Annotated in this window: 27 protein-coding genes and 2 pseudogenes; 8 read left to right on the top strand and 21 right to left on the bottom strand. The window is 64.8% G+C overall.

Features of this window, described 5'->3' with window-relative positions; genetic code table 11:
- Positions 1-280: 280 nt before the first annotated feature.
- Positions 281-1,099, bottom strand: coding sequence for an IclR family transcriptional regulator (locus GV832_RS19820; RefSeq protein WP_168776615.1), 819 nt, complete (start codon positions 1,097-1,099; stop codon positions 281-283).
- A 136-nt stretch (positions 1,100-1,235) separates the two neighbouring features.
- Between GV832_RS19820 and GV832_RS19815 the strand changes: the two genes are divergently transcribed.
- The 3 genes from GV832_RS19815 to GV832_RS19805 are packed head-to-tail and all read left to right on the top strand — an operon-like array spanning position 1,236 to position 4,084.
- Positions 1,236-2,375: a type 2 periplasmic-binding domain-containing protein gene (locus tag GV832_RS19815; protein ID WP_354001991.1), complete on the top strand. Its 1,140-nt coding sequence runs from the start codon at positions 1,236-1,238 to the stop codon at positions 2,373-2,375.
- A complete protein-coding gene (locus GV832_RS19810) occupies positions 2,372-3,511 on the top strand; it encodes a CaiB/BaiF CoA transferase family protein (protein ID WP_168776614.1) in 1,140 nt (379 codons plus the stop codon). Before GV832_RS19815 ends, GV832_RS19810 begins: the two co-directional genes overlap by 4 nt.
- Positions 3,512-3,514: 3 nt before the next feature.
- Positions 3,515-4,084: a MaoC family dehydratase gene (locus tag GV832_RS19805; RefSeq protein WP_168776613.1), complete on the top strand. Its 570-nt coding sequence runs from the start codon at positions 3,515-3,517 to the stop codon at positions 4,082-4,084.
- A 12-nt stretch (positions 4,085-4,096) separates the two neighbouring features.
- Here GV832_RS19805 and GV832_RS19800 read toward each other — a convergent pair.
- The 12 genes and pseudogenes from GV832_RS19800 to GV832_RS19745 all read right to left on the bottom strand — a co-directional run bounded on the left by GV832_RS19800 (position 4,097) and on the right by GV832_RS19745 (position 14,358).
- Positions 4,097-4,940, bottom strand: a pseudogene (locus GV832_RS19800) (fumarylacetoacetate hydrolase family protein).
- Between the two features lie 16 nt (positions 4,941-4,956).
- Complete coding sequence (locus tag GV832_RS19795) at positions 4,957-5,694, bottom strand: SDR family oxidoreductase (RefSeq protein WP_168776612.1); 738 nt, start codon at positions 5,692-5,694, stop codon at positions 4,957-4,959.
- Between the two features lie 10 nt (positions 5,695-5,704).
- Entirely contained in the window at positions 5,705-6,898 is a 1,194-nt protein-coding gene (locus GV832_RS19790; protein WP_168776611.1) for a UxaA family hydrolase, read from the bottom strand.
- A gap of 62 nt (positions 6,899-6,960) precedes the next feature.
- Positions 6,961-7,200: pseudogene (locus GV832_RS22580) on the bottom strand (UxaA family hydrolase); the annotation flags it as partial.
- Positions 7,197-7,643, bottom strand: a complete 447-nt coding sequence (locus GV832_RS19780; RefSeq protein ID WP_168776610.1) for a MaoC family dehydratase — start codon at positions 7,641-7,643, stop codon at positions 7,197-7,199. The gene GV832_RS19780 and the pseudogene GV832_RS22580, both read right to left, overlap by 4 nt.
- A complete protein-coding gene (locus GV832_RS19775) occupies positions 7,636-8,697 on the bottom strand; it encodes a Gfo/Idh/MocA family protein (protein WP_168776609.1) in 1,062 nt (353 codons plus the stop codon). The genes GV832_RS19780 and GV832_RS19775 overlap by 8 nt, the downstream gene beginning before the upstream one ends.
- On the bottom strand, positions 8,687-9,016 hold the full coding sequence (locus tag GV832_RS19770) for an L-rhamnose mutarotase (RefSeq protein WP_168776608.1): 330 nt from the start codon (positions 9,014-9,016) through the stop codon (positions 8,687-8,689). Before GV832_RS19770 ends, GV832_RS19775 begins: the two co-directional genes overlap by 11 nt.
- On the bottom strand, positions 9,013-10,122 hold the full coding sequence (locus GV832_RS19765; RefSeq protein ID WP_168776607.1) for a mandelate racemase/muconate lactonizing enzyme family protein: 1,110 nt from the start codon (positions 10,120-10,122) through the stop codon (positions 9,013-9,015). The genes GV832_RS19770 and GV832_RS19765 overlap by 4 nt, the downstream gene beginning before the upstream one ends.
- A 1-nt stretch (position 10,123) precedes the next feature.
- Positions 10,124-11,209 (bottom strand): ABC transporter ATP-binding protein, encoded by a 1,086-nt coding sequence (locus GV832_RS19760; protein ID WP_168776606.1) that lies wholly within the window; start codon positions 11,207-11,209, stop codon positions 10,124-10,126.
- A 3-nt stretch (positions 11,210-11,212) separates the two neighbouring features.
- Positions 11,213-12,079 carry a carbohydrate ABC transporter permease gene (locus GV832_RS19755; protein ID WP_168776605.1) on the bottom strand — a complete coding sequence of 289 codons (867 nt, stop codon included), beginning with the start codon at positions 12,077-12,079 and terminating at the stop codon, positions 11,213-11,215.
- A gap of 1 nt (position 12,080) precedes the next feature.
- Entirely contained in the window at positions 12,081-12,968 is an 888-nt protein-coding gene (locus GV832_RS19750) for a carbohydrate ABC transporter permease (protein WP_227754559.1), read from the bottom strand.
- 79 nt (positions 12,969-13,047) lie between these two features.
- Positions 13,048-14,358 (bottom strand): ABC transporter substrate-binding protein, encoded by a 1,311-nt coding sequence (locus GV832_RS19745; protein WP_168776603.1) that lies wholly within the window; start codon positions 14,356-14,358, stop codon positions 13,048-13,050.
- 166 nt (positions 14,359-14,524) lie between these two features.
- Here GV832_RS19745 and GV832_RS19740 point away from each other — a divergent pair, with 166 nt between their 5' ends.
- Together GV832_RS19740 and GV832_RS19735 are read left to right on the top strand one after the other, a co-directional pair.
- On the top strand, positions 14,525-15,349 hold the full coding sequence (locus tag GV832_RS19740) for an amidohydrolase family protein (protein WP_168776602.1): 825 nt from the start codon (positions 14,525-14,527) through the stop codon (positions 15,347-15,349).
- A gap of 658 nt (positions 15,350-16,007) precedes the next feature.
- Positions 16,008-16,907 (top strand): AraC family transcriptional regulator, encoded by a 900-nt coding sequence (locus GV832_RS19735; protein ID WP_168776601.1) that lies wholly within the window; start codon positions 16,008-16,010, stop codon positions 16,905-16,907.
- Here the strand turns inward: GV832_RS19735 and GV832_RS19730 are convergent.
- The 6 genes from GV832_RS19730 to GV832_RS19715 all read right to left on the bottom strand — a co-directional run bounded on the left by GV832_RS19730 (position 16,904) and on the right by GV832_RS19715 (position 20,350).
- Positions 16,904-17,623, bottom strand: a complete 720-nt coding sequence (locus GV832_RS19730; RefSeq protein ID WP_227754558.1) for a creatininase family protein — start codon at positions 17,621-17,623, stop codon at positions 16,904-16,906. The genes GV832_RS19735 and GV832_RS19730 overlap by 4 nt on opposite strands.
- Positions 17,620-18,588 carry an aldo/keto reductase gene (locus tag GV832_RS19725; RefSeq protein WP_168776600.1) on the bottom strand — a complete coding sequence of 323 codons (969 nt, stop codon included), beginning with the start codon at positions 18,586-18,588 and terminating at the stop codon, positions 17,620-17,622. The genes GV832_RS19730 and GV832_RS19725 overlap by 4 nt, the downstream gene beginning before the upstream one ends.
- Positions 18,589-18,593: 5 nt before the next feature.
- A complete protein-coding gene (locus tag GV832_RS19720) occupies positions 18,594-19,394 on the bottom strand; it encodes a phytanoyl-CoA dioxygenase family protein (protein ID WP_168776599.1) in 801 nt (266 codons plus the stop codon).
- Positions 19,395-19,890: 496 nt separating this feature from the next.
- Complete coding sequence (locus tag GV832_RS22380) at positions 19,891-20,016, bottom strand: hypothetical protein (RefSeq protein ID WP_265332532.1); 126 nt, start codon at positions 20,014-20,016, stop codon at positions 19,891-19,893.
- 7 nt (positions 20,017-20,023) lie between these two features.
- Positions 20,024-20,158, bottom strand: a complete 135-nt coding sequence (locus tag GV832_RS22375; RefSeq protein ID WP_265332531.1) for a hypothetical protein — start codon at positions 20,156-20,158, stop codon at positions 20,024-20,026.
- A gap of 12 nt (positions 20,159-20,170) precedes the next feature.
- On the bottom strand, positions 20,171-20,350 hold the full coding sequence (locus tag GV832_RS19715; RefSeq protein WP_168776598.1) for a hypothetical protein: 180 nt from the start codon (positions 20,348-20,350) through the stop codon (positions 20,171-20,173).
- Positions 20,351-20,361: 11 nt separating this feature from the next.
- On the opposite strand from GV832_RS19715, the gene GV832_RS19710 reads away from it, so the two are divergent.
- The 3 genes from GV832_RS19710 (at position 20,362) to GV832_RS19700 (ending at position 23,434) form a co-directional block, all read left to right on the top strand.
- Complete coding sequence (locus GV832_RS19710) at positions 20,362-21,348, top strand: diacylglycerol/lipid kinase family protein (RefSeq protein ID WP_354001990.1); 987 nt, start codon at positions 20,362-20,364, stop codon at positions 21,346-21,348.
- Positions 21,345-22,169, top strand: coding sequence for a metallophosphoesterase family protein (locus GV832_RS19705; RefSeq protein WP_168776596.1), 825 nt, complete (start codon positions 21,345-21,347; stop codon positions 22,167-22,169). The genes GV832_RS19710 and GV832_RS19705 overlap by 4 nt, the downstream gene beginning before the upstream one ends.
- Positions 22,170-22,537: 368 nt before the next feature.
- Complete coding sequence (locus GV832_RS19700) at positions 22,538-23,434, top strand: hypothetical protein (protein ID WP_168776595.1); 897 nt, start codon at positions 22,538-22,540, stop codon at positions 23,432-23,434.
- A 76-nt stretch (positions 23,435-23,510) separates the two neighbouring features.
- Here the strand turns inward: GV832_RS19700 and GV832_RS19695 are convergent, their stop codons facing one another.
- Entirely contained in the window at positions 23,511-24,443 is a 933-nt protein-coding gene (locus GV832_RS19695; protein WP_168776594.1) for a DUF2493 domain-containing protein, read from the bottom strand.
- Positions 24,444-24,810: 367 nt separating this feature from the next.
- Positions 24,811-25,486: toprim domain-containing protein (locus tag GV832_RS19690; protein WP_227754557.1), on the bottom strand; the 676-nt coding region annotated here is incomplete at its 5' end.

The following is a 25,486-nucleotide window of genomic DNA, read 5'->3' as shown; positions in this document are numbered from 1 at the left end:
CGCTCCGGGAAAAGCGTCGTTTGATCTCGGCTGACACCCTCGATGAAACCTGCCATGCAAAGCCTCCCAACCATGCGTAAGCATAGCATAAATCGGGGCTTTTACACAGCCTCGGCGGAAAGCGGACGGTGCCACCTATTGACCTAGGCCTCGCCATTTCGGCTTGGCACTTTGGTGCGCCGATTGACACACAGATGTTCGGTCGAGAATTTGGCCGGCCTGAACTTGGCCTCCCGTCCTATCCGAGGAAGTGATCGCGTCCCAAGGTCTTGACCTGCCCCTAGCCTTCGAGCGTGGCTCCGGCCCCCAACCGCTGGGAGATCGCCCCGCACATGGCGAGGAGTTCTTCGCGCGCCTTGTCGACGGATGCCGTGTTGGTCCCCGAAAGACGCCGGACGAAGGGAATGGTGATGGCCGCCACGACGCGGCCGGTCATGTCGCGGACAGGGGCAGCAATGTTCACGACGCCGGCGATGGTGAAGGATTCGTTCTGCGCATAGCCGGCAGCGCGCACGGCTGGCAGGTCGCGGACGAAGGCGGCCTGCCGATCATCCGTCCCGGGACCCGCCTCGGCCAGGAGACCGGCCAGCGTCTCGCCATCCATCCGGGCGGCAAGCACACGTCCGGACGAGGTATCATAAGGCGAGATCTGCGCGCCCAGACGCACGGCGGTGATGTTGTTGTCGCTGCAGTCGACCTGCGCGATGACCAGGACCTTGCCGGAATGCAGGATCGCCATGTGCATCGACTGGTTGATGCGGTTCGCCAGCTTCTGCATCGCGTCACCCGCAATGCTGGTCAATCGGCGGACAGGAGGATGGCGGTGGGCGATCTCAAACAGCTTGGTCGTCAGGCTGTAACGGTCGTCTTCCTCGTTCAGGTGGACATAGCCGCGCTTGCGCAGGACCATCAGCATCCGGAAGATTTCCGAGGTGGTACGGCCCAAAGTCTTGGCGATGTCGGCCTGGGTCTTGCCTTCAGCCTCACTGGCCAGATGCTCCAGGATGTCCAGTCCCTTCGACAAGGCGGGGGCACGGTACTTGTCTTCCGGCCCATCAACGTCGTCGCCGTCGTCATCATCCTGCAGCTTGCGCGCCATGACTTCCCCTTTTCGCCAGTGGTAGCATGGGTTCAAATCTGAAATCAAATCCGGAAGTATCGTTTGAAATGTGAAATTCTATTTTACTTGTGAACAGTGCCTTGCTACAGAAATCCAAGTGGCAGGAGGGCAGAGCGTGGTACGGGAAGTCACCCTCAAGGGAATGACATGGTCCGACCCACGGGGATACGATCCGGTGGTGGCAGCGGCGGCCGAGTTTTTCAGGATGCACCCGGGTGTGCGGATCACGTGGGACAAGCGGTCGTTGCAAGGCTTCGAATCCACCCCGATCGATGAACTGGCAGCAACCTACGATCTGATGGTGATCGACCATCCGCACGTCGGAGCCGTGGTGTTGGATGGCTGCCTCTTGCCCATCGACCTGCACGCGGACGCTGAAAGCCTGTTGCGGCTTGAGGGTGAGACAGTCGGCAAGAGCTTCGCCTCTTACCGCCTTGACGGGCACCAATGGGCGCTGCCCATCGACGCGGCGACGCAGGTACAGGCGATCCGACCCGATCTGCAACCGGCCCCAGTGCAGCGCTGGGATCAGGTGATGGAGGCCGCACGCGATGGGGCGGTGCTGTGGCCGCTGCGGCCGCCGCATGTGCTGATGGGCTTCTATACGCTGTCGGCGAACCTCGGCGATCCTTGCGCGGTGACAAAGGGACCGCTGATCAGCCGCAAGACCGGCTTTGCCGTCCTTCAGGCCCTGCAGGCAATGGCCGAACTGGTCGATCCGGCCTGCCGGACAATGGACCCCATCGCTGCGCTGAATGCCCTGGCGTACAGCCCCCGGCACCGGATCATCCCGCTGACCTATCTTTACGCCCCCTACGCGCTCGAGGGGTATCGACCAAACCGCATCGCATTTCACGACATCCCCGCCATCGGCATCGGCGGCCCCATCGGTTCGGCCCTTGGCGGAACCGGCATCGCAATTTCGGCCAGAACGACAGAGCCCGCGCTTTGCACTCGCTTCGCCATCTGGCTCGCCTCGGCAGAAGTGCAGCGGGGGTTGTATTCGGCCAACAACGGCCAGCCGGGCAATGCGCGGGCCTGGGGCGATCCGGCTGTCAATGCCGCCGTCGGCAACGCTTATGCCAACACCCGCCTGACGCATGAGGCCGCCTGGCTGCGCCCGCGCCACAAGGGCTATATGGCGTTTCAGGAGGAAGGCAGCCAGATCGTGCTGGACGCGATCACCGGGCGCACTTCCCATGCAACGGCGCTGGACGCGCTGGACCAGCGTTTCATCGAAAGTTTCCCGGAATGACCTCCTCTCCCCTGCCGCTTGAAGGCCTGCGCGTCCTTGACTTCAGCCAGTTCCTCGCCGGGCCCTATGCCGCGCTGAAGCTGGCCGACATGGGCGCGGATGTGGTCAAGGTAGAGCGGGTCGGCACCGGCGATCTGTCGCGACACCTCTACCTGACCGACACCCGGATCGGGGGTGAAAGCACGATCTTCCACGCGATCAACCGCAACAAGCGGTCGGTTGCGGTGGACATGAAGTCCGACACCGACCGTGCCGCGGTTCGTGACCTGGTGCGGGGCGCCGATGTCGTCTTGCAGAACTTCCGCCCCGGGGTGATGGACCGGCTGGGCTTCGGTTACGACGCCGTGAAGGAGATCAACCCAAGGGTCGTCTACGGGTCCGTCACCGGCTATGGGACCGAGGGGCCGTGGGTCGACCTGCCGGGCCAGGACCTGCTGGCGCAGGCGCGGTCGGGGATGATGTGGCTGACAGGGGGTGCTGACGATGGCCCGGTGGCCGTCGGCCTGCCCATAGGCGACGTGCTGGCCGGTGCGGCCTTGGCACATGGGGTGCTGGCGATGCTGTTCCGGCGCGAACGGCACGGGATTGGCGGGCTGGTCGAAACCTCGCTGATAGAAGTGCTGGCGGACCTACAGTTCGAGCTGTTGACCACCTGGCTGAACGACGGCGGGCGGATGCCGCAGCGGTCGGGGCAGAACCCGGCCCATGCCTATCTGGCGGCACCCTATGGCGTTTATGCAACGGCGGACGGCCATGTGGCGATTGCGATGGGCAAGCTGGACATCCTGGCCGGGATCACCGGGCTGGATGCCGCGACGGTCGGGCTGGACCCGTTCACCGCGCGCGACCGGATCAAGGCGGGCCTCGCGGCGGCGCTGGTGAGGAAGCCCACGGCGGATTGGATGGAGGCCTTCATCGCCGCCGACATCTGGGCGGCCCCGGTGATGGACTGGCGCGAGCTGGTGGCGACCGGGATGATGGAAACGCTGGACATGCTGCAGACCGTGGAACGCGGCGAGGTACGCCTGCAGACCACCCGGCTGCCGATGAAGTTCGACGGTCAGCGACCCGCCGCAAGCCGGGCGGCCCCGGCGCTGGGGGATGCGAATGACCTGTTGTCGAAGGGATGGGGGTAAGACATGGCCGAAATCGGTATTCACGCGCGCGCCTTGGCGGGCCTGCCCAAGGACCATGCCGCGATCCCGGTCTGGAATTCCGAGGACTGGTATTTCGAGGACTTCGTGATCGGCGACAAGATCCGATCGATCCGCCGCACCATCGCCGAGGGCGAGTCGATGATGTTCAACAGCCTTGTCATGGACCACCACCCCTATGTCAGCGACGAAACCTTTGCGCGCGAGGAAGGCGTCTTCGGCCGCCGCCTGGTGGCGGGGGCCTTCGTCTTCTCGCTGGGGCTGGGGCTGGCGGCGACCAACTGCCTGAATTCGTTCAGCTACGGTTACGACCGGCTGCGGTTCATCAAGCCGGTCTTCATCGGCGACACGATCTACACGATCCGCGAGAACCTGACGAAAGAGGTGCACAACCTGACGATGGGCAAGCTGCGCGTCAGCTATTCGGTCTACAAGGGCGAGGGGGATCTGGTCCTCTATGCCGAGCACCTTCTGACCGCATTGTACCGCGACCCGGCCCCCTTCGCGGCCGAGGCGCAGGCGAAGATGGACGCCAAGGCGAAAGCCCGCGCCTGATCGGCACGGGCTTCACGGCCAGTCGTCGGCGACGCAGACCTGCCGCTGCAGGCCCAGCCCCTCGATCCCCAACTCCACCACATCGCCCGGCTTCAGGTACTGCGGCGGCTTCATGCCTAGACCTACTCCGGGCGGCGTGCCCGTGCTGACCACATCGCCCGGAGGCAGGGTGAAGAATTGAGACAGGTAGCTGACTAGGAAAGGCACCTTTCAGACCATCGTCGCCGTGCTGCCGTCCTGCATCCGCTTGCCGTTCACCTCCAGCCACATCTGCAGCCTGCCCGCGTCCGGCACCTCATCGCGGGTGACCAGCCAGGGGCCGATCGGGCCGAAGTTGTCCGACGACTTGCCCTTCGACCACTGACCACAGCGTTCGGCATGAAAGCTGCACTCGCTGACGTCGTTGCAGATGAAGAAGCCCGCGACATGGTCTATCGCGTCAGCCTCGGCGATGTATTTGCCGGGCTTGCCAATGACGAAGGCCAGTTCCACCTCCCGGTCGGTCTTGACCGAGCCGCGCGGGATGATGATGGGGTCGTTCGGGCCGCAGACCGCGCTGGTATACTTGCCGAAGATCACCGGTTCGGGCGGGACGGCCATGCCGCTTTCCGCCGCGTGATCGCTGTAGTTCAGCCCGATGCAGATGAACTTGCCGATGCCGCCCACGCAGGCGCCAAGCCGGGGGCTACCCGCGACCAGCGGCAGGCTGGACGGATAGCCCCCCGCAAAGCCGAAAGGTCCGCCAGCACCGGACCGGACCGGAGATGTCGACCACATGGCCCGACAGGTCGCGCAACCGTCCCTGCGGGTCGATCAGTCCGGGCTTCTCGGCACCCCGGCCGCCATAGCTGCACAGCTTCGTCGCATCCTCCTCAGGCGGTCCAGCCGCCGTCGATCACGTGTTCGGCCCCGGTGGTGAACCCGGATTCGTCCGCCGCCAGATAGCAGACCAGCGCCGCCATCTCGTCGGCCTGGCCCAGCCGCCCCATCGCCTGCCGGGCGATAAAGGCCTTCAGCGCACCCTCATAATCGCCCGTCGCACGCAGCCGTTCGTGCAAGCTGGGGCTGTCGACCGTGCCGGGGCAGATCGCGTTGCAGCGGATGCCCCGGGTCACGTAATCCGCAGCCACAGCCCGCGTCAGGCCCACCACCGCCGCCTTCGACGCCGAATAGACCGCTCTATTGACCGGCCCCTTCTTCGGCCCAGCGACCGAGGACATGTTGATGATCGACCCGCCCCCCTTGGCCAGCATTCCGGGCAGGACCGCGCGGATCATCCGGAACTGAGCCTTGGCGTTCAGGTCGAAGGCGAAGTCCCAGTCGGCCTCGGTCGCCTCCAGCACCGTGCCGTTGTGGACGACGCCCGCGCAGTTGAACAGGATGTCGACCGGCCCGATCTCCGCTACCAGCGAGGTGATCGCGGCAGGGTCGAGGACGTTCAGCTTGCGCGCCACGATCCCCGGCACCTGCGCGAGTTCCGCGAGGGCCGCATCGTTCACGTCGGTCGCGATGACGCGCGCACCTTCGCGGGCCATGCGTTCGGCACTGGCCCGCCCGATGCCCTGTCCCGCCGCCGTGACCAGCGCGGTCTTTCCGTGCAATCTTTCCATGTTCTTTCCTTCAGGCCAGGCGCGGCAGACAGGCCGGGCCAATGGGGTCGAAACTCTTGTAGGTCAGGATGAACTCACGATGCCCCAGCGCTTCCGAGGCAGTCTGCTGTCCACCTGCGACGGCCACCACCAGATCGCGGATCTCGTGGCCCACCGCGTCGATGCTGCGGCGGCCCTCGATGATGTCACCGGCGTCGATGTCCATATCCTCGGCCAATGCGCGGTAGGTGTCGGGGTTGGCGCAGATCTTGATGACCGGGGAAATCGCGCTGCCGACGACCGAGCCGCGCCCGGTGACGAACAGCGTCAGATACGCTCCGCTCGCGATCATCTCGACGATTTCGGCGTTGTCGCTGATATTCGGAAAGCCAAAGCGCACCTCGCCGTCGGGGACCACGTCCATCAGGTACAGCCCGCCGCACGGGGGGATCTCGCCCGGCTTGATACGGCCCGAGATCGGGCTGTCGCCGGTTTTGACGCAAGCACCCAGCGACTTTTCCTCGATGTTCGACAGACCCCCTGCCGCGTTCCCCGCGGCGAAACTGCCGTAGCCGAGCGTCGCGTAATAGCGTTCCGCCTTCTGCACGCTTTCCCGCAAGGCCTGCCCCAGTTCAAGGGTGATCGCGCGGCTGGCCATGATCTCCTCGCAGCCGATCAGCTCGCCCGTCTCCTCGAAGACGCAGGCCGCCCCCTCGGCCACCAGCAGATCAGACGCCCGCCCCGCCGCCGGGTTGCCCGAGATACCCGAGGTCCCGTCCGACCCGCCGCAGACCGTGCCGATGACCAGATCGCCGACCGCCATAGGCAGGCGGGGGACACGCGCCACTTCCGCCAGCGCGCCTTCCACCGAGTCCTGCCCGGCCTTCACCGTCGCCCGCGTTCCGCCCGCCTTCTGGATCACCAGCGTCTTGACCGGCCTGCCCGAGGCCTCGACCGCCGCCGACGCGCGAACCTTGTCAAAGCTTTCGCAGCCCGGCGAGACGAAAAGCACCGCGCCGACGTTCGGGTGGGTGCAAAGCCGTTCCATCATCCGCGCGGCGTATTCGTTGGGGAAGCAGCCGGGGAAGCCGATCAGCTGCACGTCTCGGCCCCGGAAGCCCGCCACGATCTCGGAGGCGACGAAATGCGCGCATTCCACCAGATAGGCCCCCACAACCGTGTTGCGGATGCCCTTGCGCCCATCTGCACGAAGCCAGCCTTCCATCTCCCTGACCTCCAGTCCGCGTCCTGCAGAACTACGCTTGCCGTGTAGCCGGACCGGATGTTGTGCACATGGACATGAGCCCCGGGCGCGATGTCGGTGGTGGCGATGCCGATGGGCATGCCATATTTGCGGATCTTCTCCCCCACCGCGATAGTTGCTCGGGCAATCTTGTGGGCCATCGGGATCGAGTGCGTCAGGCGGACCATGCCCCCTTCCAGCGCGACCTCGGTCCCCTCCGCTGCGGTGGCGCGGGCGACAAGCACGTTGTCGTAGGGGTGGAGGAGAAGGAACGGCCCGGTCATGGCCGCCGCTCCACCATGTAGATGTGGTCCGCGACCAGCACCGTGTCGCCGTGCTGATTGGTGACGGTCAGCCGTTCGGTGACGCGGCCGAAACCGGGCCGCTTTTCCATCGGTTCGGTGGCGATGATCTCCACCCGCGAGCGGATCGTGTCGCCGATGAATACCGGCTTCACGAAGCGCAGCCGGTCGTAGCCATAGGAAAAGGCGACCGGGTTGATGATCGTTGCGGTGAGGCCGACCCCGATGGTGAAGACCATAGTGCCATGCGCGATGCGCTGGCCGAAGGGAAGGGTCTTGCAGAACTCGGCGTCGAGGTGATGCGGAAAGAAGTCGCCCGAATGGCCGGCATGGACAACGAAATCCGTCTCGGTGATCGTGCGGCCGACGGTCTGGCGACCTTCGCCGATGACGAAGTCCTCGAAGTATTTGACCTGTTCAAGCATCGGGGGCACCCTTGATCCGATGCGCGGGCAAGGCGCTGCTTTCATAGGCCGCCTCGACAAGCGCCATGGTGTGCCAGGCATCCTCGGCGCTGCCTTGCAGCGTGGAATCCTCACCAACGGCAAAGCGCATGACTTGCGTGAAGCGGCCGAGGAAGGCTTCGATGAACCAGTTGCCTTGCAAGGGTACCTGCTCCCATCCCGCACCGGTGTTCAGCCAAAGCTCGTCTGGCTCGCCCTTCGGATAGTCGAGGTTCACCCCAAGCTTGATGTAGGCCGCGCCCTTGGTGCCGCCGATGCGGAACTCGCAGGCCTGGAATTTTCGCCCAAAGCTGTGGTTGTGGTTAATCGACAGCGCACAGCGAACCTTGGGACCATAGTCCAGGATCATCGCCGACCGGGTGTTCGACACGGTCGAGGACGAGTGGGCGATGGTCTTGGCATGTACACCCAGGGGGTTGCCCAGGATGTCCCGGATCGCATCCAGATAGTGGATGGAGTGGAGAAGGATCTCGACCCGCGGCAGGTTGGCAAGGAAGGGGAAGAGATGCCAGGGCGTGTCCACCGCCAGAAGCCCGTCAATGTCCACGACCTGCCCCAGTTGACCCCGCGCGATGGCATCCTTCAGGGCCAGGAGGGCGGGGGCAAAGCGCAGCTGGAAGTTGACGGCGGCCTTCAAGCCCTTTCGGCGGCAGATGCGGAGGATCCGGTCGGCCTCGGCCAGGTCGGAGCCCATCGGTTTCTGCAGGATGCAGACGGCGCCACCGGGAAGCGCCTCCAGCAGGCCCGCGTGGGCGGCGGGGGGGGTGGCCAGGTCATAGACCGCGTCAAGGCCAAGGGCGGTTGCCTCGGCGACCGAAGCGAAGGCCCGGGTGCCGTGCTTGGCCGCCACGGCCTGCGCCTTGGCCTGATCGGGGTCGTAACTCCCCGCGACCTTGAACCCCAGCCGGGCATAGGCCGGCAGGTGCGCGTCGGTGACGATGGACCCCGCACCGAAGATCACGACGGGCAGGCTGGTCTTCGGCAGGGGGACCGACTGCAACAGGTCAGTCGACATGGAAGATTTCCGTCATGTCGGCCCACCATTCGCCCTCTTTCCGCGTCTCGAGCGGGCTTTGGAGCGGCATGTTGATGGCCCACCAGCGCTGGGTTTCCGGGTCGGCGGCCATACGGGCCATGTCAGCGGCGAAGTCCGTCCCGTGGTATTCGAAGTACGAGAACATCAGGTTCTCGGGCTCTTTCAGGAAGATCGAGTAGTTGCGGATGTTGCAGTCCGCGATCTTGGCAAGCACGCCGGGCCAGACGGCGGCGTGCAGCTTGCGGTATTCGGCCTTGCCGTCCTCCGACAGACCGATGACGGACCCGTATCGTTTCATGCTGTCACCTCGAAATGGCTGCCTGCGGCTGTGCGCGCCTTGAGCGCGGCTTCATCCCAGTCGATCCCGATCCCCGGCGCGTTCGGGGCCAGCGCAAAACCGCCCTCGCGGCCCATCGGGGCGGCGATGTCGTCAAGCTGCGGGATGTATTCCAGCCAGGGCGCGTTCGGCACGGCGCAGACCAGGCTGACGTGAATCTCCATCAGAAAATGCGGGCAGATCGCCAGGTTGTGCGCCTCGGCCATATGGGCGACTTTGAGCCATGGGGTGATCCCCCCGACCCGCGCCACATCGGCCTGCACGATCCCGCAAGCCCCGGCCGCGATGTAATCGGCGAACTGGCCGGGGGAATACAGGCTTTCGCCAACCGCGATGGGCACCCGCGACTGGCGGGCAAGGCGAGCGTGACCGGCGATGTCGTCGGAGGGGAGCGGCTCCTCGAACCAGCCGATGTTGAGGCTTTCCAGAAGCGGCAGACGGCGCGCGGCCTCGGGTTGCGTCATCGATTGGTTGGCGTCGGTCATGATCTCGTAATCCGGGCCAAGGGCGGCGCGGACGGCACCGAGGCGCGCTTCGTCGCCTGCGACGGTGGGCTTGCCGATCTTGATCTTCGACCCGAGGAACCCGGCCGCGCGCATGGCCAGCGCGTCGTCCACCAGAGCGGCAGGCTCGATGTGCAACCAGCCGCCTTCGGTAGAATACATCGGCACGCGCGCCTTGGCGCCCCCGGCCAAGACGTGCAACGGCAGCCCGGCCCGCTTGCCGCGCAGGTCCCACAGGGCGGTGTCGATGGCGGCGAGCGCCAGCGACATGATCGGCCCCACAGCTGTCGCATGGCTGGTGAACAAAAGGTCGCGCCAGATCGCCTCGATCATCTCGCCTTCACGCCCCATCAGCGCGGGGAGAAGCGTGTGGCGGAGGAGCGCCAGCACCGAAGGCCCCCCGTCGCCGATGGTGTAGGAATAGCCCCGGCCCTGCGCGCCTTCGGCATCGGTCAGGGTGACGAAGATCGTCTCCTGAGACTTGAAGCTTTGGATCGCGTCGGTGCGTTTGACCTTGGGGATCAGGTCGACGAGGAAAGCCTCGGCCCTTGTGATGCGCGGCATGTCAGACCCTCAGACTTGCGCCGGTGGTGGCGTCGAACAGGTGGCATTTGTCCAGCGCGATGCCAAAGCGCAGGACCTCGCCCGTCCGCACCGGGCGCGGGTTCAGCATCTTGGCCTGTACTTCGGTCCCGGCCAGCGTGGCGAACAGCAGCGTTTCGGTTCCCAGGGGTTCGGTCAGCGTCACCGGCATCTCGACATGGGCCATATGCGCCGTGGGGGGCATCGAGTGACCCTCGGGCATGATGTTGTCGGCCCGGACGCCGAAGTGCACGGCCTGCCCGTCGCGCACCGACAGGCCGGGCGGCATGGGGATCGTCGAGCCGTCGGCCAGCCGCAGCGCCCCGCCTGCCACGGTGGCGGGCAGCAGGTTCATCGGGGGCGAGCCGATGAAGGTCGCAACAAAAGCGTTCACCGGACGCTCGAACACCTCCAGCGGCGTGCCGATCTGGACGATATGCCCGTCGCGCATGATGACGATGCGGTCGGCAAGCGTAATCGCCTCGATCTGGTCGTGGGTGACGTAGATGATCGTCGTGCCGACCTTCTGGTGCAGGCGCTTGATCTCGACCCGCATCTGGGTGCGCAGCTTCGCGTCCAGGTTCGACAGGGGCTCGTCGAAGAGGAACACGTCCGGATGCCGCACGATGGCGCGACCCATCGCGACGCGCTGGCGCTGGCCGCCCGACAGCTGTCCGGGCTTGCGGTCCAAGAGCGGGGTCAGCGACAGAATCTCGGCCGCCTCGGCCACGGCCTTGTCGATCTCGGCCTTCGGGCGCTTGGCGATATGAAGGGAGAACCCCAGGTTCTCCCGCACCGACATATGCGGGTAAAGCGCGTAGTTCTGGAACACCATGCTGATGTTGCGGTCGCGCGGCGGCAGGTCGTTCACCACCCGGTCGCCGATCCGGACTGTGCCGCCCGAGATCGCCTCCAGCCCCGCGATCATCCGCAGCGTGGTGGACTTGCCGCAGCCCGAGGGGCCGACCAGCACCACGAACTCGCCATGCGCGATGTCGAGGTTGATCGCATGCACCACCGGCAGCGCACCATAATTCTTCACGACGTCCCGCAGGACCACGTCTGCCATGTCTTATCCTTTCACGCCGCCGAAGGTCAGGCCGGCGATGAGGTGTTTCTGCACAAGGAAGGTCAGCACCAGCGCGGGGATGATCATCAAGACCGCCAGCGCGCACATGCCGCCCCAGTTGAGGGTGAATTGCGAGGTGAAATCCATCAGGCCCACCGGCATGGTCTTGGAATTCAAGGACCGGGTCAGCTGGCTGGCCAGCGCGTATTCGTTCCACGATGTCAGGAATGCAAAGATGCCAGCGCTGGCGATACCCGCCCGCGCCACGGGAAACTCCACCTTCCAGAAAGCCTGCCAGCGGGTGCAGCCGTCGATCTCGGCGGCCTCGGCCAGTTCCTTGGGGACCTGGCGGAAGAACCCATCGATCAGCCAGATCGTGAAGGGCACGTTCAGCGCGACATAGACGAGGATCATGCCGAAATGCGTGTCGATGATGCCCAGCCTTCCGTACAGGATGAACAGCGGCAGGGACAGCGCCACGCCGGGGACCGCACGGGTGACCATCAGGCCCACGAAGACCGCTGACTTGCCCGGAATGCGGTAGCGCGCAAAAGCATAGCCCCCGGCCATGCCGACCAGCAGCGCGATGACCGTCGAGGTCAGCGAGATGACAAGCGAGTTCCAGAAGTAGGTCAGGACCGGCACGCCGCCTTCGCCTATGCCGCCGAACATGGCGCGGTAGTTGTCGAGGTTCAGCTCGGACGGGATCCAGACCGGCGGCTTGGCCATGATCTCGACCGTGGGGCGGAAGCTGTTCAGCACGACCCAAAGGCCGGGCAGGCAGATCAGCGACATCGCGAGCAACAGGCCGATGAAATGGCCCAAGGCGAGCAGACGGCGGCGGATGCGGTGGCTCTGGCCCTGATCCATGTCAGTCCCCCATGCCCAGGCTTGTCCGCGCCGTGGTCAGCTTGCGGAAGAAGTAGACGGTGAAGACGATGGACAGCAGGATCGCGATGTAGCCCATCGCATTGGCATATCCCATCCGCGCATCGACATAGCCGGTGCGGCCAATGAGCGTCCACAAAAGCTCGGTCCGACGGGCGGGGCCGCCTGCCGTCATCACCTGCACGATGTCATAGGCCCGCGCCACGTCCAGCGACCGGATCGCCATGGCGATGTAGATGAAGGGCATCAGGAACGGCAGCGTCACATAACGGAAGGTCTGCCAGGGCGTGCAGCCATCGACCCGCGCGGCCTCGACCGGGTCCTGCGGGATGGCGAAGAGGCCCGCGAGGATCAGGATCGCGAAGACGGAGGTGGAGGTCCAGACCTCGGCAAAGACGATGGCGAAGAAGGCGAGGCTGCCGTCCACCAGCCAGGGGATCGCGACATCGGTCAGTCCCAAGGACTGAAGCGCGTTGTTCAGAAGCCCGACGTTGTCGTTGAAGATGAACTTGAACTGGAAGCCCACGAGGATCGGCGAAAACATCATCGGGAACATCATCATCGTGCGCAAAAGCCGCTGCCCGCGCGTGACCTTGGCCACCATCAGTGCAAGGCCCAGGCCCAGCAGCATCTCCAGGTTCAGCGCCACCGTCAGCAGCAGGACCGTCCGCCCGAAAGCAGCCCAGAAGTTCGCGTCGCCCATCGCCTTCTGGTAGTTGAAGGTGCCGATCCACTTGGTGATCGTCTCGGGCCGGGTCAGCTGGAAAGCGGTGAAGCTGGAATAGAAGCTCAGGACCAGCGGGATCGCCACCACCGCAAGCAGGATCACGAAGGCCGGCAGCAGAAGCAGCAGCCACGGGGGTAGGCGCATCCGGTACATCGGGGTCTTTCCGCAAGATGGGGAAGCGGCGCCGGGGAGACAGCGCCGCTTCCGGGGCGTCAGAGAGGGATCAGTAGACCCCGTTCTCGCGCATCAGGCCGTCGACGGCGTCGGACGCGGCCTGCAGCGCCTCGTCCACCGTCTTGTCGCCCAGGATCGCCGCCTGAAGTTCCGGGTAGATCAGGTTCGAGGCTTCGATCCAGTAGGGCGTCTTCGGCACCGGGAAGGCGGTCTTCGCGGTTTCCTGGAAGGCGGCCAGCACTTCCGACTTGTAGGGGTCCGAAGCGGCAGCGGCGATCACCTTGTCCCAGACCGCGGTGCGGGTCGGCAACGGGCCTGCGGCGGATTCCAGCGTCTGGCTGTCCTCGTTCGTCAGGAAGTCGACCAGCGAGGCGGCGGCCTCCTTGTTCGGGCAGGCCTCGGTGACCGAGAAGCCGTGGAAGCCCGACCAGCCGGTCCGCACACCCGCAGCCCCCTTGGGCGCCGGGGCCACGCCCACGTTGCCGCTGGCCTTGGACGCTGCCGGGTCGTTGAAGAAGCCCGACCAGCCCGGCCAGTCAAGGTTCAGCGCGATGGTGCCCGAGGCAAAGCCGTTGCCCAGGTCGTCCCAGAGGTAGTTCGTGGTCCCCGGTGGCACCGCGCCCGCCTTGTAGAGATCGACGAACCACTGCAACGCCATCTTGCCCTCGGGCGAGTTGAAGGCAGGCGAGAAGTCGTCGTTGAACATCTTGCCGCCGTCGGCGACGACCATCTCGTAGAAGCGGCCGGTGATACCCTCTTCCTTGCCCGCATACTGCGTGCCGTAGAAGTTCGGCGGATCGGCGAAGAACATCGCCTGGTCGCGGACCTGGTCCCAGGTTTCCGGCACGGCTAGGTCATAGCCATATTTCGCCTTGAACGCCTCGGCCTTGGCCGGATCGGCATATAGCGACTTCTGGTAGTACAGCGCCGAGACGTCGAACTGCGCGCGCGGCAGCATGACCAGCTTGCCGTCCAGCGTGGCCGCCGCGATGTTCGCGCCGACGAAGCCTGCGACCGTCTCAGTCGGGATCAGGGGCGTAAGGTCGGTGTAAAGCTGCGGATACTGCGGGGAAAAGGACGAATGGTTCGACCCCACGCACCAGGTGATCGACCCTGACGCGATGTCGGCCTTGAATTCCTTGTCCAGCTCAAAGTGGTTCTTCTGGCTGACGATGTTCACCTTGGCGCCGGACTTGGCTTCCCATTCCGGAATGCGCGCGTACAGCGCCTCATACTGCTGCCCGCCGATCAGCTTTGCATCGATGGTGATCCCCGCGAACTCGCCATCGGCGAGCGCGGCCGTGGCAAGGCCAAGCCCCGCCACCAGTGCCAGCACGCTGCTGGCCGCGAATGTCTTCATGGCATTTCCTCCCAAGGCTGTTGCTGTGCCGTCCATGACTGCACCTCGCACCGCTGAATGTTTCATATCCGGAACGATATTTCATGTATAAATTCAGTTGAAAGACTGCGTCAAGCGGCGTTTACTTGTGAAAGCGGGTCTCACAAGCGAAATTCAGGAGAGCGGAATGATCTTCGACACCCACCTTCACCTCATCGACCGGTCGCGTCTGAGCTACCCGTGGCTCGCAAATCTGCCGCCGCTTGATCGAGACTGGGACTTCGACTCCTACCTCGCCACCGCCGCGCGCGTGGGGATCACCGATGTCCTGCACATGGAGGTCGATGTTGCCGAGGCCGACATCGACCGGGAAACGGCCTGGGTGGCCGAGTTGATGGCCCGCCCCGGCAGCCCCCTGCGCGGCGCGATCAGCGCGGCCCGCCCAGAATCTGACGGATTCGAGGCCTGGCTCGACCGCGTTGACCGGCGTGTCGTCCGCGGCGTCCGGCGCGTGCTACATGTGGTCCCCGACGCCGTCTCACAGGATGCCCGCTTTCGCGCCAACGTCCGTAAGCTGGGACAGGCCGGGCTTCCGTTCGACATCTGCGTGCTGCAGCGCCAACTGCCCCTGGCCTTGCAGCTGGTCGATGTCTGCCCGGATACGAGCTTCATCCTAGACCATTGCGGCGTGCCTGCCATCGCCGCTGGCGGGTTCGAGGACTGGGCCGCGTCCATCACCCGCCTTGCCAAACGGCCGAACGTTAACGTCAAGCTGTCCGGCATCAGCGCCTATGGCCCGGCCGACTGGTCCTTGCAGACGCTGCGCCCCTACGTAACCCACCTGATCGAACGCTTTGGCCCGGGGCGTATCGTCTGGGGCTCGGACAGCCCGGTGTGCACGTTACAGTCCACACTGGCCGAATGGGTCGCAACGACAAATGCCTTGCTGCAGGATCTGAGTTCTGAGGATCGCGCCTTGATCCTTTCGGAAAATGCGCGACGGACCTGGTGAGGACAGACCGCGGATCGTCTTGGTCACCCGTGCAATAAACAAGAACCAAACTAACCGCGCGCGCGAACGTTTTCCGCTTAATGCGAATGTCCGCTAAGGGCCGGGTGTGTCGATGATGCCCTGTATCGTCGCGGGGGGCGGAAAGCGGACGGTAGCAACCAAAGATAGCGTTCTGCTTGATTCCCAGAACCGGCAATTCGATCAGGAGTGGGGCATCAAGGGCCGCTCTCGGAGGCTTTGCGGGCAGTCCGCCATGATCCCAGGGTATCCTTCCATCATTGCCGCATCTCCACGGTCCGTCTTCGCCTGATCGACCGCATTCACCGGAGTCAGCGAAAGGGCCACGACGATGTATTCGTGGCCCATACGGGTCAGTTGCGGGTAAAGGAGACAGCCGCGAAGCCCTGCTTCATGGCAAGAACACGGCTGACGGCCTTCAACGGCCAGTTTCTCAATCACTTTGCCTGCACTTTTGGGCGATACGATTCTGCCCCCCGATGACGAACCCCACCTGCATGGCCAGCCAGACCTCGATGTCGTCGAAGACCGGAGCGGCATGCGCCGCGGTTTCTGCTGCTTGATCCGCCGACCGATCCTGCCTGCGCGGCAGGCCCGGTTGTGCTTGGTGACGGCGGGAAATCGGGATAGGGTCGCTTGTATGAATCCCGGAAGCGACTTCCTGCCCCTTTACTGCATCGAACAGGCTTTCGTGCGTCTTGCCGCCGACAAGCCTGTCCGGGCGCAGCGGCTCGAGGTGCCCGAGGATGTGCCGCGCCACGACCACGCGTTCCACGAGATCTGTGTCGTGACGGAGGGCACCGCCGCGCATGTGACCAAGGGTGGGGTCCTGCCGCTCGCGCCAGGCGATGTCTTCGTTGTGCCGCCGGGCGAGGTCCATGGTTTGGCCAATGTGCGAAACCTGAAGGTCATCAACGCCTATTACCTCAGCGAATGGCTCCTCGGTGATCTTGGGCTGCTTTGGGCCGAGCCGGGCGCGGTGCCGCTTTTCTTGTCGCGCGCGCTGATGACCTTTCAGATCGTCAATGTCGTCCAGTTCCGGCTGACGGCGGATGAGCTTGCGGGGGTCATCCTTGAACTGGACCAGATCGAAGCCTCCGTCGAGGCGGCGAAACGATCGGCGTTGAGCCTCAGGGGCAGTTTCCTCAAGATCGTCGCGACGCTTTCGCAAGCCTGGATGCGGGCCGATCCCTCTGCGGCGACCATCGCCTTTCGCAGCGAGGTCTGGAACGCGATGGAGGTGATCGAGCGCGCGGTTCAATCGGGCGGGCTGTTTTCGGTGGCAGATTATGCCCGAAAGGCCGGGATGACGGCAGACCACTTTTCCGCGCTGTTCCGGGGGCAGACCGGCTACGGGCCGATGGACTACTTCCAGCGCCGGCGGATCCACCGCGCCTGTCAGATGCTTCTGGCGCCCCGCCTGAACGTGACAGAGGTTGCGACCGAGATGGGCTATTCGGATGCACCCCACTTCTGCCGGATGTTCAAGCAGCACATGGGCATGACCCCGACGCGCTACCGCGCCGTCTATCAGGCCTAGCTCTCGCGGACCTCGCGCAGCAACCAATTGACCATCGCCCCAAGAAGCGGTTCGGCCTGCGACATCCGGAAGGTACGAGGGTCGGGACCAAAGATGCCGTACAAAGGATGCCCCGGATCGTGACGCTGCGGCCCCATCGGGTTGTCGTCCGGGTCCAGCGCCGGCGCCGTCGAGACGGGCGGCAAGAGGTGCAGTTTCACGAGGTCGGGATGGAGCGCCGCAAGCAGCGTGGTCTCAAACAGGGCGGCATGGTCGGGCGCAAAGCCGCAATCGGTGCATTGGTTGACCGCCAGCGCCAGCACCGCAAGGGGCCCGCCCCCCGCGTTCCATCGGCTCGCGACACGCTCGATCATGGTGATCTGCGTTTCGGCAAAATGCCCGCTGAAGAGAACCGCCTTTTGCACACCGAAGTCTTGCAGTCGCGCCAAGGAGGCCATGATCAGGGGTTCTATCTGATCCGGCGGCACCATGATCGTCCAGGGATAGGCGCCATGGCCGCCTCCGGTTCCGAAAAAGAGCGGGGGAAGCACAAGGCCGCCCGCCGCTTCAGCCGCCCGAAGGCAAAGCCCATGCGCCGTCAGCGCATCAAGACCCACGGGCAGATGCGCGCCATGCCATTCGACCGTGCCCAAGGTGATGAAGACCAGCGAACGCCGCTTCAGTGCCGCGCGGATTTCATCGGGGACAAGACGCTCGAGCCTCACCTCTTCTGTCATTGGTAGTAGTTCCTTGGCCAACCGTGTTGCGACACTTGCGCCAGAAGGTCGGCCGGGAAGGCCGCGCCATCCGAAAAGGCAATGTTTGCATCGACTTGCTCTTCGGTCTGCATGCCGGGGATAACGGTCGACACCCGAGGCGGACTGAGGGTGAAGCGCATGGCTGCCTCGGCAAGCGTCGGGAAGAAGGGGCGGCACAGGGACTTGAGCTTCTCCACCCGTTCCAGCGTCTCGGCAAAGCGGGCGCCGCGAAACAGCCGGGCCGGGACGCTTTCCTGTGGCCAAGTTCCATAGCTAGCGGCCGTCCAGCTTCCCGTCAGAGCCCCGGAATCGAGGGGCACACGGACGATATGGGCGGGCGCAGTCCCGGCGTTGAAAAGCAAGTCGGCCGGGCGCTGCTCGAACAGATTGAAGATCACCTGCATCGCGCTCACCAGGCCCAGCTTCGCAAGCTCCACCCCGTCCGCAGGGCGATAATCGCGAAGCGAGACGCCGATCTTGTCGACCTTGCCCTCGCAGCGCAGATCGTTCAGCACCTCCAGCCAGTCCAGAGCGCGCACACCGTCCGGCATCCAGCAATGAAGCTGCAGAAGGTCGATCCTCTCCACACCCAACCGCGCGAGCGAGCCTTCCACCGAGGCCCTCAGATGCCATGCCGGATAACGCCCGCGCATCTGGGGATCATCCTCGGTCACGCCGGGCCATTGGGTCGGCTGAACCTTGGTTGCCACATAGATCTTGTCACCGCTCCACGCCTTGAGGGCGCGACCGACCACCGTTTCGGAATGGCCCTTGCCATACATTTGCGCCGTATCGACGAAGTTGATGCCGCGATGAAAGGCGTGGTGCAGGGTTCGGACGGATTGGGCATCGTCCACCGAACCCCAATCCCCGCCGAGTTGCCAGGCGCCAAAGCCGATCTCGCTGACCAGCCAACCCGTCGTTCCGAAGGGGCGATACCGCATGGCTGTCAGGACACGAGCGGGAACAGCTCCGCCTCCAGTTTCTGGCCCGGTTGGAAGCCGTGGCCGTCGGTCACGACATGGGGGCTGCCGTCGAAGACCGTATCCTCGGGCATGTAGATGATCGCGAAGGCCTCGCGGATGTCGTCGGATTTGTTCGGCCCGGCATAGTGGAAGGTCAGCCCGTTGTGGAAGGTGACGCTGCCGGCCTTCAGCGGCAAGGGCACGGGTTTGACAGGCCGCAGATGCGGCGCCGCGTCGAAAAGGTCCTGGGGATCGGCGAGGTCGACCGGCGGCAGCGGGCCGAGCGACTGGGTGCCCTCGACAAAAGCCATGCAGCCGTTTTGCGTCGTGGCATCCTTCAGCGCGATCCAGACGGTCGTCTGATGCCATCGATCCGCATGGGGCCAATAGACCGCATCCTGATGCCATGGGGTCTTGTTGTTGCCCTTCATCGGCTCCTTGAACAGGGCCTGATCGTGCCAGATCCGCATCGCCCTGCCCTCCAGCCTCGCCGCGATCGAGCCCAAGGCGCTCGAAAGGGTGAAGCGGGCAACCTCCGGATGACGCTGCCAGAGATTGACCTTCTGGTTGAAGATCTTCTCGTAAGCGGGCCGACTGTCGGTGGGCAGCCCGACCGGCACGGGGGAATGGGTCTCGGCCTCGACCGCCTGTTCGACGGCCCCGCGCAAGACATCCAGGACGTCGGGCGGGATGACTCCTTCAAGCCGGATGACCCCGTTGCGGCGGTAGCTGTCGATCTGCTCCCGGCTGAGGAGATATTCGGGAATGGTCGCTGTTTCGGTCATCACGAGGCCTCTCGTTCCGCCACCGCCCCTTGCGGTGCAACGGCGCCACCTTGCCATTGGAAACAGCCAGCCGTCTTGCACCCAAAAGTGGCATGAATTGAATGAATCCGAGATTGCCCAGGTTTCGACGTTCCGGCGGCCAGCTTGGTTGTGCTCCAGCAGCCCCCAGCAGTGCAGGGTCGGCCCGTGGATCCAAGGTGGACTTGCCCGGCTTTCGTGGAAAGCGTCCATGATGTGCCGGGCGAATTCCTTGAGGGCAGCTCCCTGAAGGAATTGCTCCTTGAAACAATTGAAAATGGGGAGCGCCCCGAGGTCAAAGCTCGGCTCTTCCAAGCCGAGGATGCTGCTGTTGATCAAGATCACCTGCTTGAATTGCCGCAGCGTCATGCTTTGACCAACGAAACGATGCCTGCCGCCAAAGTGCAGGAAATCCGGCTGGACATGGAGCGGGCGGAAGCACAGCGTCTGCAGCCCCATCACATCCGGGGTTTCTTCATCACCCCACCGCCAAGCGTTCCCTGCGCCCCGCTGGGGAAATCGTCACGAAGTGGACATCCAGCTCGACCACCTTGTCGCCATCCATGTCGGCGCGCAGATAGGGCACACCGGCGGCCTTGAACATCTTGAGCTCATTGCCCGTTCGCGCTGCCGATGCAGCGCAGCGTCACACTGTCGACATCGGTCAAGCTGTTCAGTCCAATGACCGAGAAGTCCAGGACATCGACGCCCGGGGTGAAATCAGTGATCCGGTCGGCAAAACCCAACCGACTGGCCTCCTAATCGACGAAGGCGAAGGTGTCGCGCCCCAGCCCGCCGGTCAGGATGTCGGAGCCGCGCCCGCCCAGGATCAGGTCCTCGCCACCGAGGTCCGAAAGCATGTCATTGCCCCCCGCTCCGTTCAACGTGTCGCGCTCGTCTACCTGCGTGGCCGGGTTGCGCGAGGGGCCGCGTTGCAATTGCGTTCAGGATGCTTACATGTGACCGCATGTCACCCTCCGCGCCCACCACCTCCGGAGCAGCACGACCTGTGTCCGCCGGAAGGCCAGATATCTGCGTCATCGCCAACGCCAGATCCGGCGCAAGCGCCCGCGTGTCGGAAACACTGCACCGCGCCATGACGGTGTTCGGCGCGCGGGCCGAACTGCGCACCTTTACCGGCGACCCGGCACCTGTGGCCGAACAGGCCATCCGCGACGGCTTCCCAATCATCGTGGCGGCAGGCGGCGACGGGACGGTTGCGGGTGTTGCCCATGCGCTTGCCGGAACCCCGGCCGTCATGGGGGTCTTGCCAATGGGAACCTTCAACTATTTTGCGCGCGGCCTGCACACGCCCGCCGATGCCACCGAGGCGGCAAACGCAATCCTGGAGGGCGAACCACATGACATTGCCGTCGGCAGCGTGAACGGCAAGGTCTTCCTCAACAACGTGGCCCTGGGCTTGTACCCGGAAATCCTGGATGAGCGCGAGGCCGCCTACAAGCGGTGGGGCCGCAGCCGCATCTTGGCTCACTGGTCTACCTTGCGCACCCTCCTGCGTTTGCGGCGCCCGATGCGCCTCAGGATCGTCGCAGATGGCGAGGCGCAAATGCGTCGTACGCCCATGATCTTCATCGCCCGTTCGGCCTATCAGCTGGACCAGTTCGGCGTGGTCGGGGCGCAGGCGATCAGCGATGACCGTTTCGCGGTCTATATCGCACGACAGACCACACGTATGGGCCTTTTGAAGCTGGCGTGGAGGCTGATGCGGCCAGGCAAGGTGGATCTGACAGACTGTCTGGAGCTGCTGACCCCGGAAAGGCTCGTGATCGACCAGCCCAAGCGCAAGCGGATCCGCATCGCTTATGATGGCGAGCGCGAAAAGATGATCCTGCCGCTGACATTCCGCATCGACCACCATGTCCTGTCGGTGATCCTGCCGCCGACCAAGGCGGCGGTGGTCAAAGGTAGCGCATGACGCGTGTCCTGCACATCTCGGACCTGCATTTTGGGGCGGTCAACGCCCGGTTGCTGGAGCCGCTTCTGGACCTGGCGGGTCGCCTGCAGCCGGAGGCTGTCGTCGTCTCGGGGGATCTGACCCAACGCGCGCAATCGGCGCAGTTCGCGGAGGCCACAGCCTTCCTTGCCCGTTTCGGCCTGCCCGTTCTGGCCGTTCCGGGCAACCACGACGCACCGCTTTACAACCTTCCGAGGCGGTTTTTGTCGCCATTTGGCCGCTATCGGCAGGGGATGGGCGCAGAGCTTGAACCCGTGCTGATCTTGCCGGGCGCCGTGCTGGCAGGCGTGAATACGGCCAACCCAAGGGTATGGAAGGCCGGCCGTTTGCGGTCCGCTTCGGCCAAGGCCCTGAAACAGGCCTTCAGCAGTGCCCCGGCCAGTCTGGTGCGTATCGCCGTCATGCATCACGCCCCGGTGCCTGCCGCCGACGGCACCCCTGCCGACATCCATGACCCCGCCGCCGTTCTGCGCGATCTCGTCGCCGCAGGCACCGATATCGTGCTCTCCGGCCATACGCATCTGCCGCATGTCGGCGCGCCAGAAGCAGCGGCAAGCATCCTGGTCATGCAAGTCGGGACCGCGATCTCGACCCGGCTCAAGACACGGTGGAACGATGTCAGCCTTGTCGAAACGGCCAATGATCACGTTACCGTTCAACGCTTTCTCGCCGACGCAACGCTGAGGTTTGAGCCGGGTTCCATCCAGCATTTTCATCGCAAAGACACCCGCTGGCAGGAAGCACAAGGCCCATCCTCGGTGCCAGACCTGGCAGCGCAGTAGGACCTGATCCGCCATTCCTGCGGTCGGGCATGCACCGCCCTCAGCGACGATCCCGCGGCCTTGGCGCACGGAGTCTGAGGTGCCAAAGCAAAGGGAACCCTCGTCCGTAAAGCTGACATTGGCCCAAGGAGTTGATGCGCTTCTCATGACCGACCGGTTTGGGGATGCACAATAAGACACGCCTCGGGCACCGACCGTCGGCCTTGGGCCGAAAACGACGACACTGACCAAAACCATCGGCTCGAACCCTAGCGCTGCATGACGGCTTCGAGCCCTTCTGCGACTTTCAGAGGTTGCGCGGCGATCCGCTTCAGGCTGGTGAGGCGGCGGCGTGTTCCCCTTTTCGCAAAAGTTGATAAGATCGCGCCATGCAAATCCCCGACGATATTTCTGTCATCCTGCGCGAGATCGACCAATCGCTCAGAGAGAAGGCGGTCCCGCCGCACTCGCGCCCCGTCATGGCGGTGATCGAGTTCGGCAAGCAGTTTCGCATAAGCCTACCTCTGGCAAAGCTTCCGCCCGGTGCCCCGGCGGAACTTGTCGCAACCAGCAGCTACACCGATCGCATCCAACGCTGGTACGAAGACGTCTACGGCGATCTGATCAAGGTGGATTTCTCCGAAAAGGCCAAGGTCGCAGTCCTCGCGGATGGTGACATCTGGGAATTGCGGGTTCCCTTGTTCTACGGGACGGTTGTCATCGAGGTCTCACGCAACTGGCCCATCCAGACCCAGAACATGATCGGGGCGAAGGTTCTCCACATCGATGCGTGCACCTCGCTTGTCGGCATCACCGATGCACGCCTTCAACATTTTTCGGAAGGTGACTTGAACGAGGTCTATGGGCTTTTCGCCATAGGCCTCGATGTCCAAAGGGCATTCGACCGTTTCCGTAAAGCGGATCCGATGTTCGCCGCCGCCGAGGATGACTGGGCTGCCGCCGTCGCAAACATGATCCGTCAGTCACCAAACTGGGGCCACGCGAGATGGGCATCGCTTCAGATGACCGAAAAATTCTTGAAGGGCCAAATAAAACTGGTCGGAGATGTGCCCTTCAAACGGGACCACGACTTGATGGGGTTGCATGAAGCGCTCGCCAGGTCAGCGCCCGGCCTTAACCTCAAGCATCTACTTGCCGACATCCAGTGCGGCGCTGGTGTCCGCTACAACGACCCGAAAACACCGTCGACGCGGCAGCAGGCCTACGCGGCTCACAAGGCCAGCTTGCTCGTAGTTCGAGTCTTGGGTGAGGCGAAATACGGCTAACCGGAAAACGCGGGCTGCAAAGAATGCCTTGGTGTACAATGGAGACGAGGACCCCCGCCCGTGGGGAAGGGGGCGCTCACGCGCCCCTCTCGAACTTGACCACCGGGATGCCGAGCTTCTTGGCCTTGTCGGCGAGGTTTTCCTGGATGCCGTTGCCCGGGAAGACGAGGACGCCGACGGGCAAAACGTCCAGCATGGCGTCGTTGCGCTTGAAGGGGGCGGCCTTGGCGTGCTTGGTCCAGTCGGGCTTGAAGGCGACCTGGGTCACGCCGCGGGCCTCGGCCCACTTGGCGGCGATGAGCTCGGCGCCCTTGGGGCTTCCCCCGTGCAGCAGGACCATGTCGGGATACTTGGTCCTGACCTGGTCCAGCTTGCCCCAGATCAGGCGGTGGTCGTTGAAGTCGGTCCCGCCGGTGAGGGCCACCTTGGGACCTGCGGGCAGCATCACCTCGGTCTCGGCGCGGCGCTTGGCGGCGAGGTAGTCGCGGCTGTCGATCAGCGCGGCGGTCAGGTAGCGGTGGTTCACCATCGAGCCGGTGCGCGGGCGCCAGGCCGAGCCGGTGTGGGTCTCGAAGGCCTCGGCGCTGCGGTCGCGGAAGGCCTCGAGCGCATGCCGCCGCTCCACGAGGCTGAGGCCCTCAGCCGTCAGCCGCTCGAGCTCGGTCGAGCGGATCTCGGAGCCGTCCTGCTCGCGTTGCGCCTTGTGCTGCGCCACCTCATTGGCGTCGAGATCACGCTCCACCCGGGCCGCGGCGCGGTGGAAGAGATTGACCTGGCCCCAGAGGATCTCCTCGAGATCGCCCTCCACGCGGGTCCCTTCGAGCGTCGCGACGAGGGCGTCGAAGATGTCGGCGACGGCGGTGATCAGGGTCTCGGGCTCGGGCATCGGGCGCAGGTCGGGCTCGTCGTCGAAGGCGCGGGTGCCCCAGAGCTGCAGCTCCTGCAGGGCGATGGCGGTCTGGGAATGGGCGTGGGGTTCGAAGCCTTGGGTCTGGAACTGGGTCGTCATGGTCTGATGCCTCCCGGGCGATCCTGGCCCGCGCGTTCTCCCGCGCGGCCTTCATGGGCAGCGACCAGCCGTCACGGGGCAGGCCCCTTCACCCGCGCCTTCGCGGGCCGGAACGCATGTGGAGGAGGACGGGGGGCGGCTGATTTGCTTCGCGATGCAAAGGCGGGGCTCGTCCCCGCCGGCGGAAATCAGTCGCCCCCCGTCCTTGAAGGGGCCTGACCTTTGACGGCCGCCTGCCCATCTCTTGAAGGCCGTGGGGGAGTGCGTGGGGCGGGATGCCCGGGAGGCGGAGGGAGACCGCGACCAGGGGCCGGAACCGGGAGCTTTGGCCCCCCTGCCCTGCCGTCATCCCTGCCCGTCAGGAGCTTCAGCCGAGGCGCCCGCGATCCTCGTGCGCGACCTGTCCTGCCAGATGCTCAGCCAGGGCCCGGGGGCCGCCGTCGCAGAGATCGTCGTTGAAATCCCCGAGCCGCGGCTCGAGGACCCGCACGGCGATGCCGAGATCCTTGGCCCTGGCCGTCAACCTCTCCGCAGCCCGCTGCCCGGCGGGGTCGCGATCGAGGGCGATGTAGAGGCGCTGCAAAGTGGGTGGCAGCACGACGACTCCAAGATGCGCCGCCGAAAGGGCTGACCAGGCGGGAAGGCCGGGGGCCGCCTCACGGAGCGACAGCATGGTCTCGATGCCCTCGCCCGCTGCGAGGACCTCCCTCACCGAATCGAAGCGCACCGCGTGGCCGAGAAGGTGACCCATGGCCCGCCGCTGGGTTTCGACAGAGGCTTTGCCTTGACCGTCGGGGGCGAGCCAGGTGCGGTGCGCCCCCGTCAGAACCCCGGCCCCATCGGTAACCGCAGCGATCAGCGCCGGGCGGGGCAGGCCCTTGGTCTGACCTTCCTCCCGATGCCAGCACCTGGGGTGGAGCCTCCGCGCGATGGTGGAGAGAAACCGTTTCTCCGCCTTCACATCGGTGGCCACGGGCCGAAAAAGCGGCGGCTGCGCCTGGTTGGTGCGGTTGGTCCGTCCGAGGCCTTGGATCGCGGCATCG

It is taken from the genome of Stagnihabitans tardus (genome assembly GCF_009925085.1).
Classification (GTDB): Bacteria; Pseudomonadota; Alphaproteobacteria; order Rhodobacterales; family Rhodobacteraceae; genus Stagnihabitans; species Stagnihabitans tardus.
The sequence above is the reverse complement of the archived record's forward strand: the minus strand, read 5'-3'. Positions and strand labels throughout refer to the sequence as shown.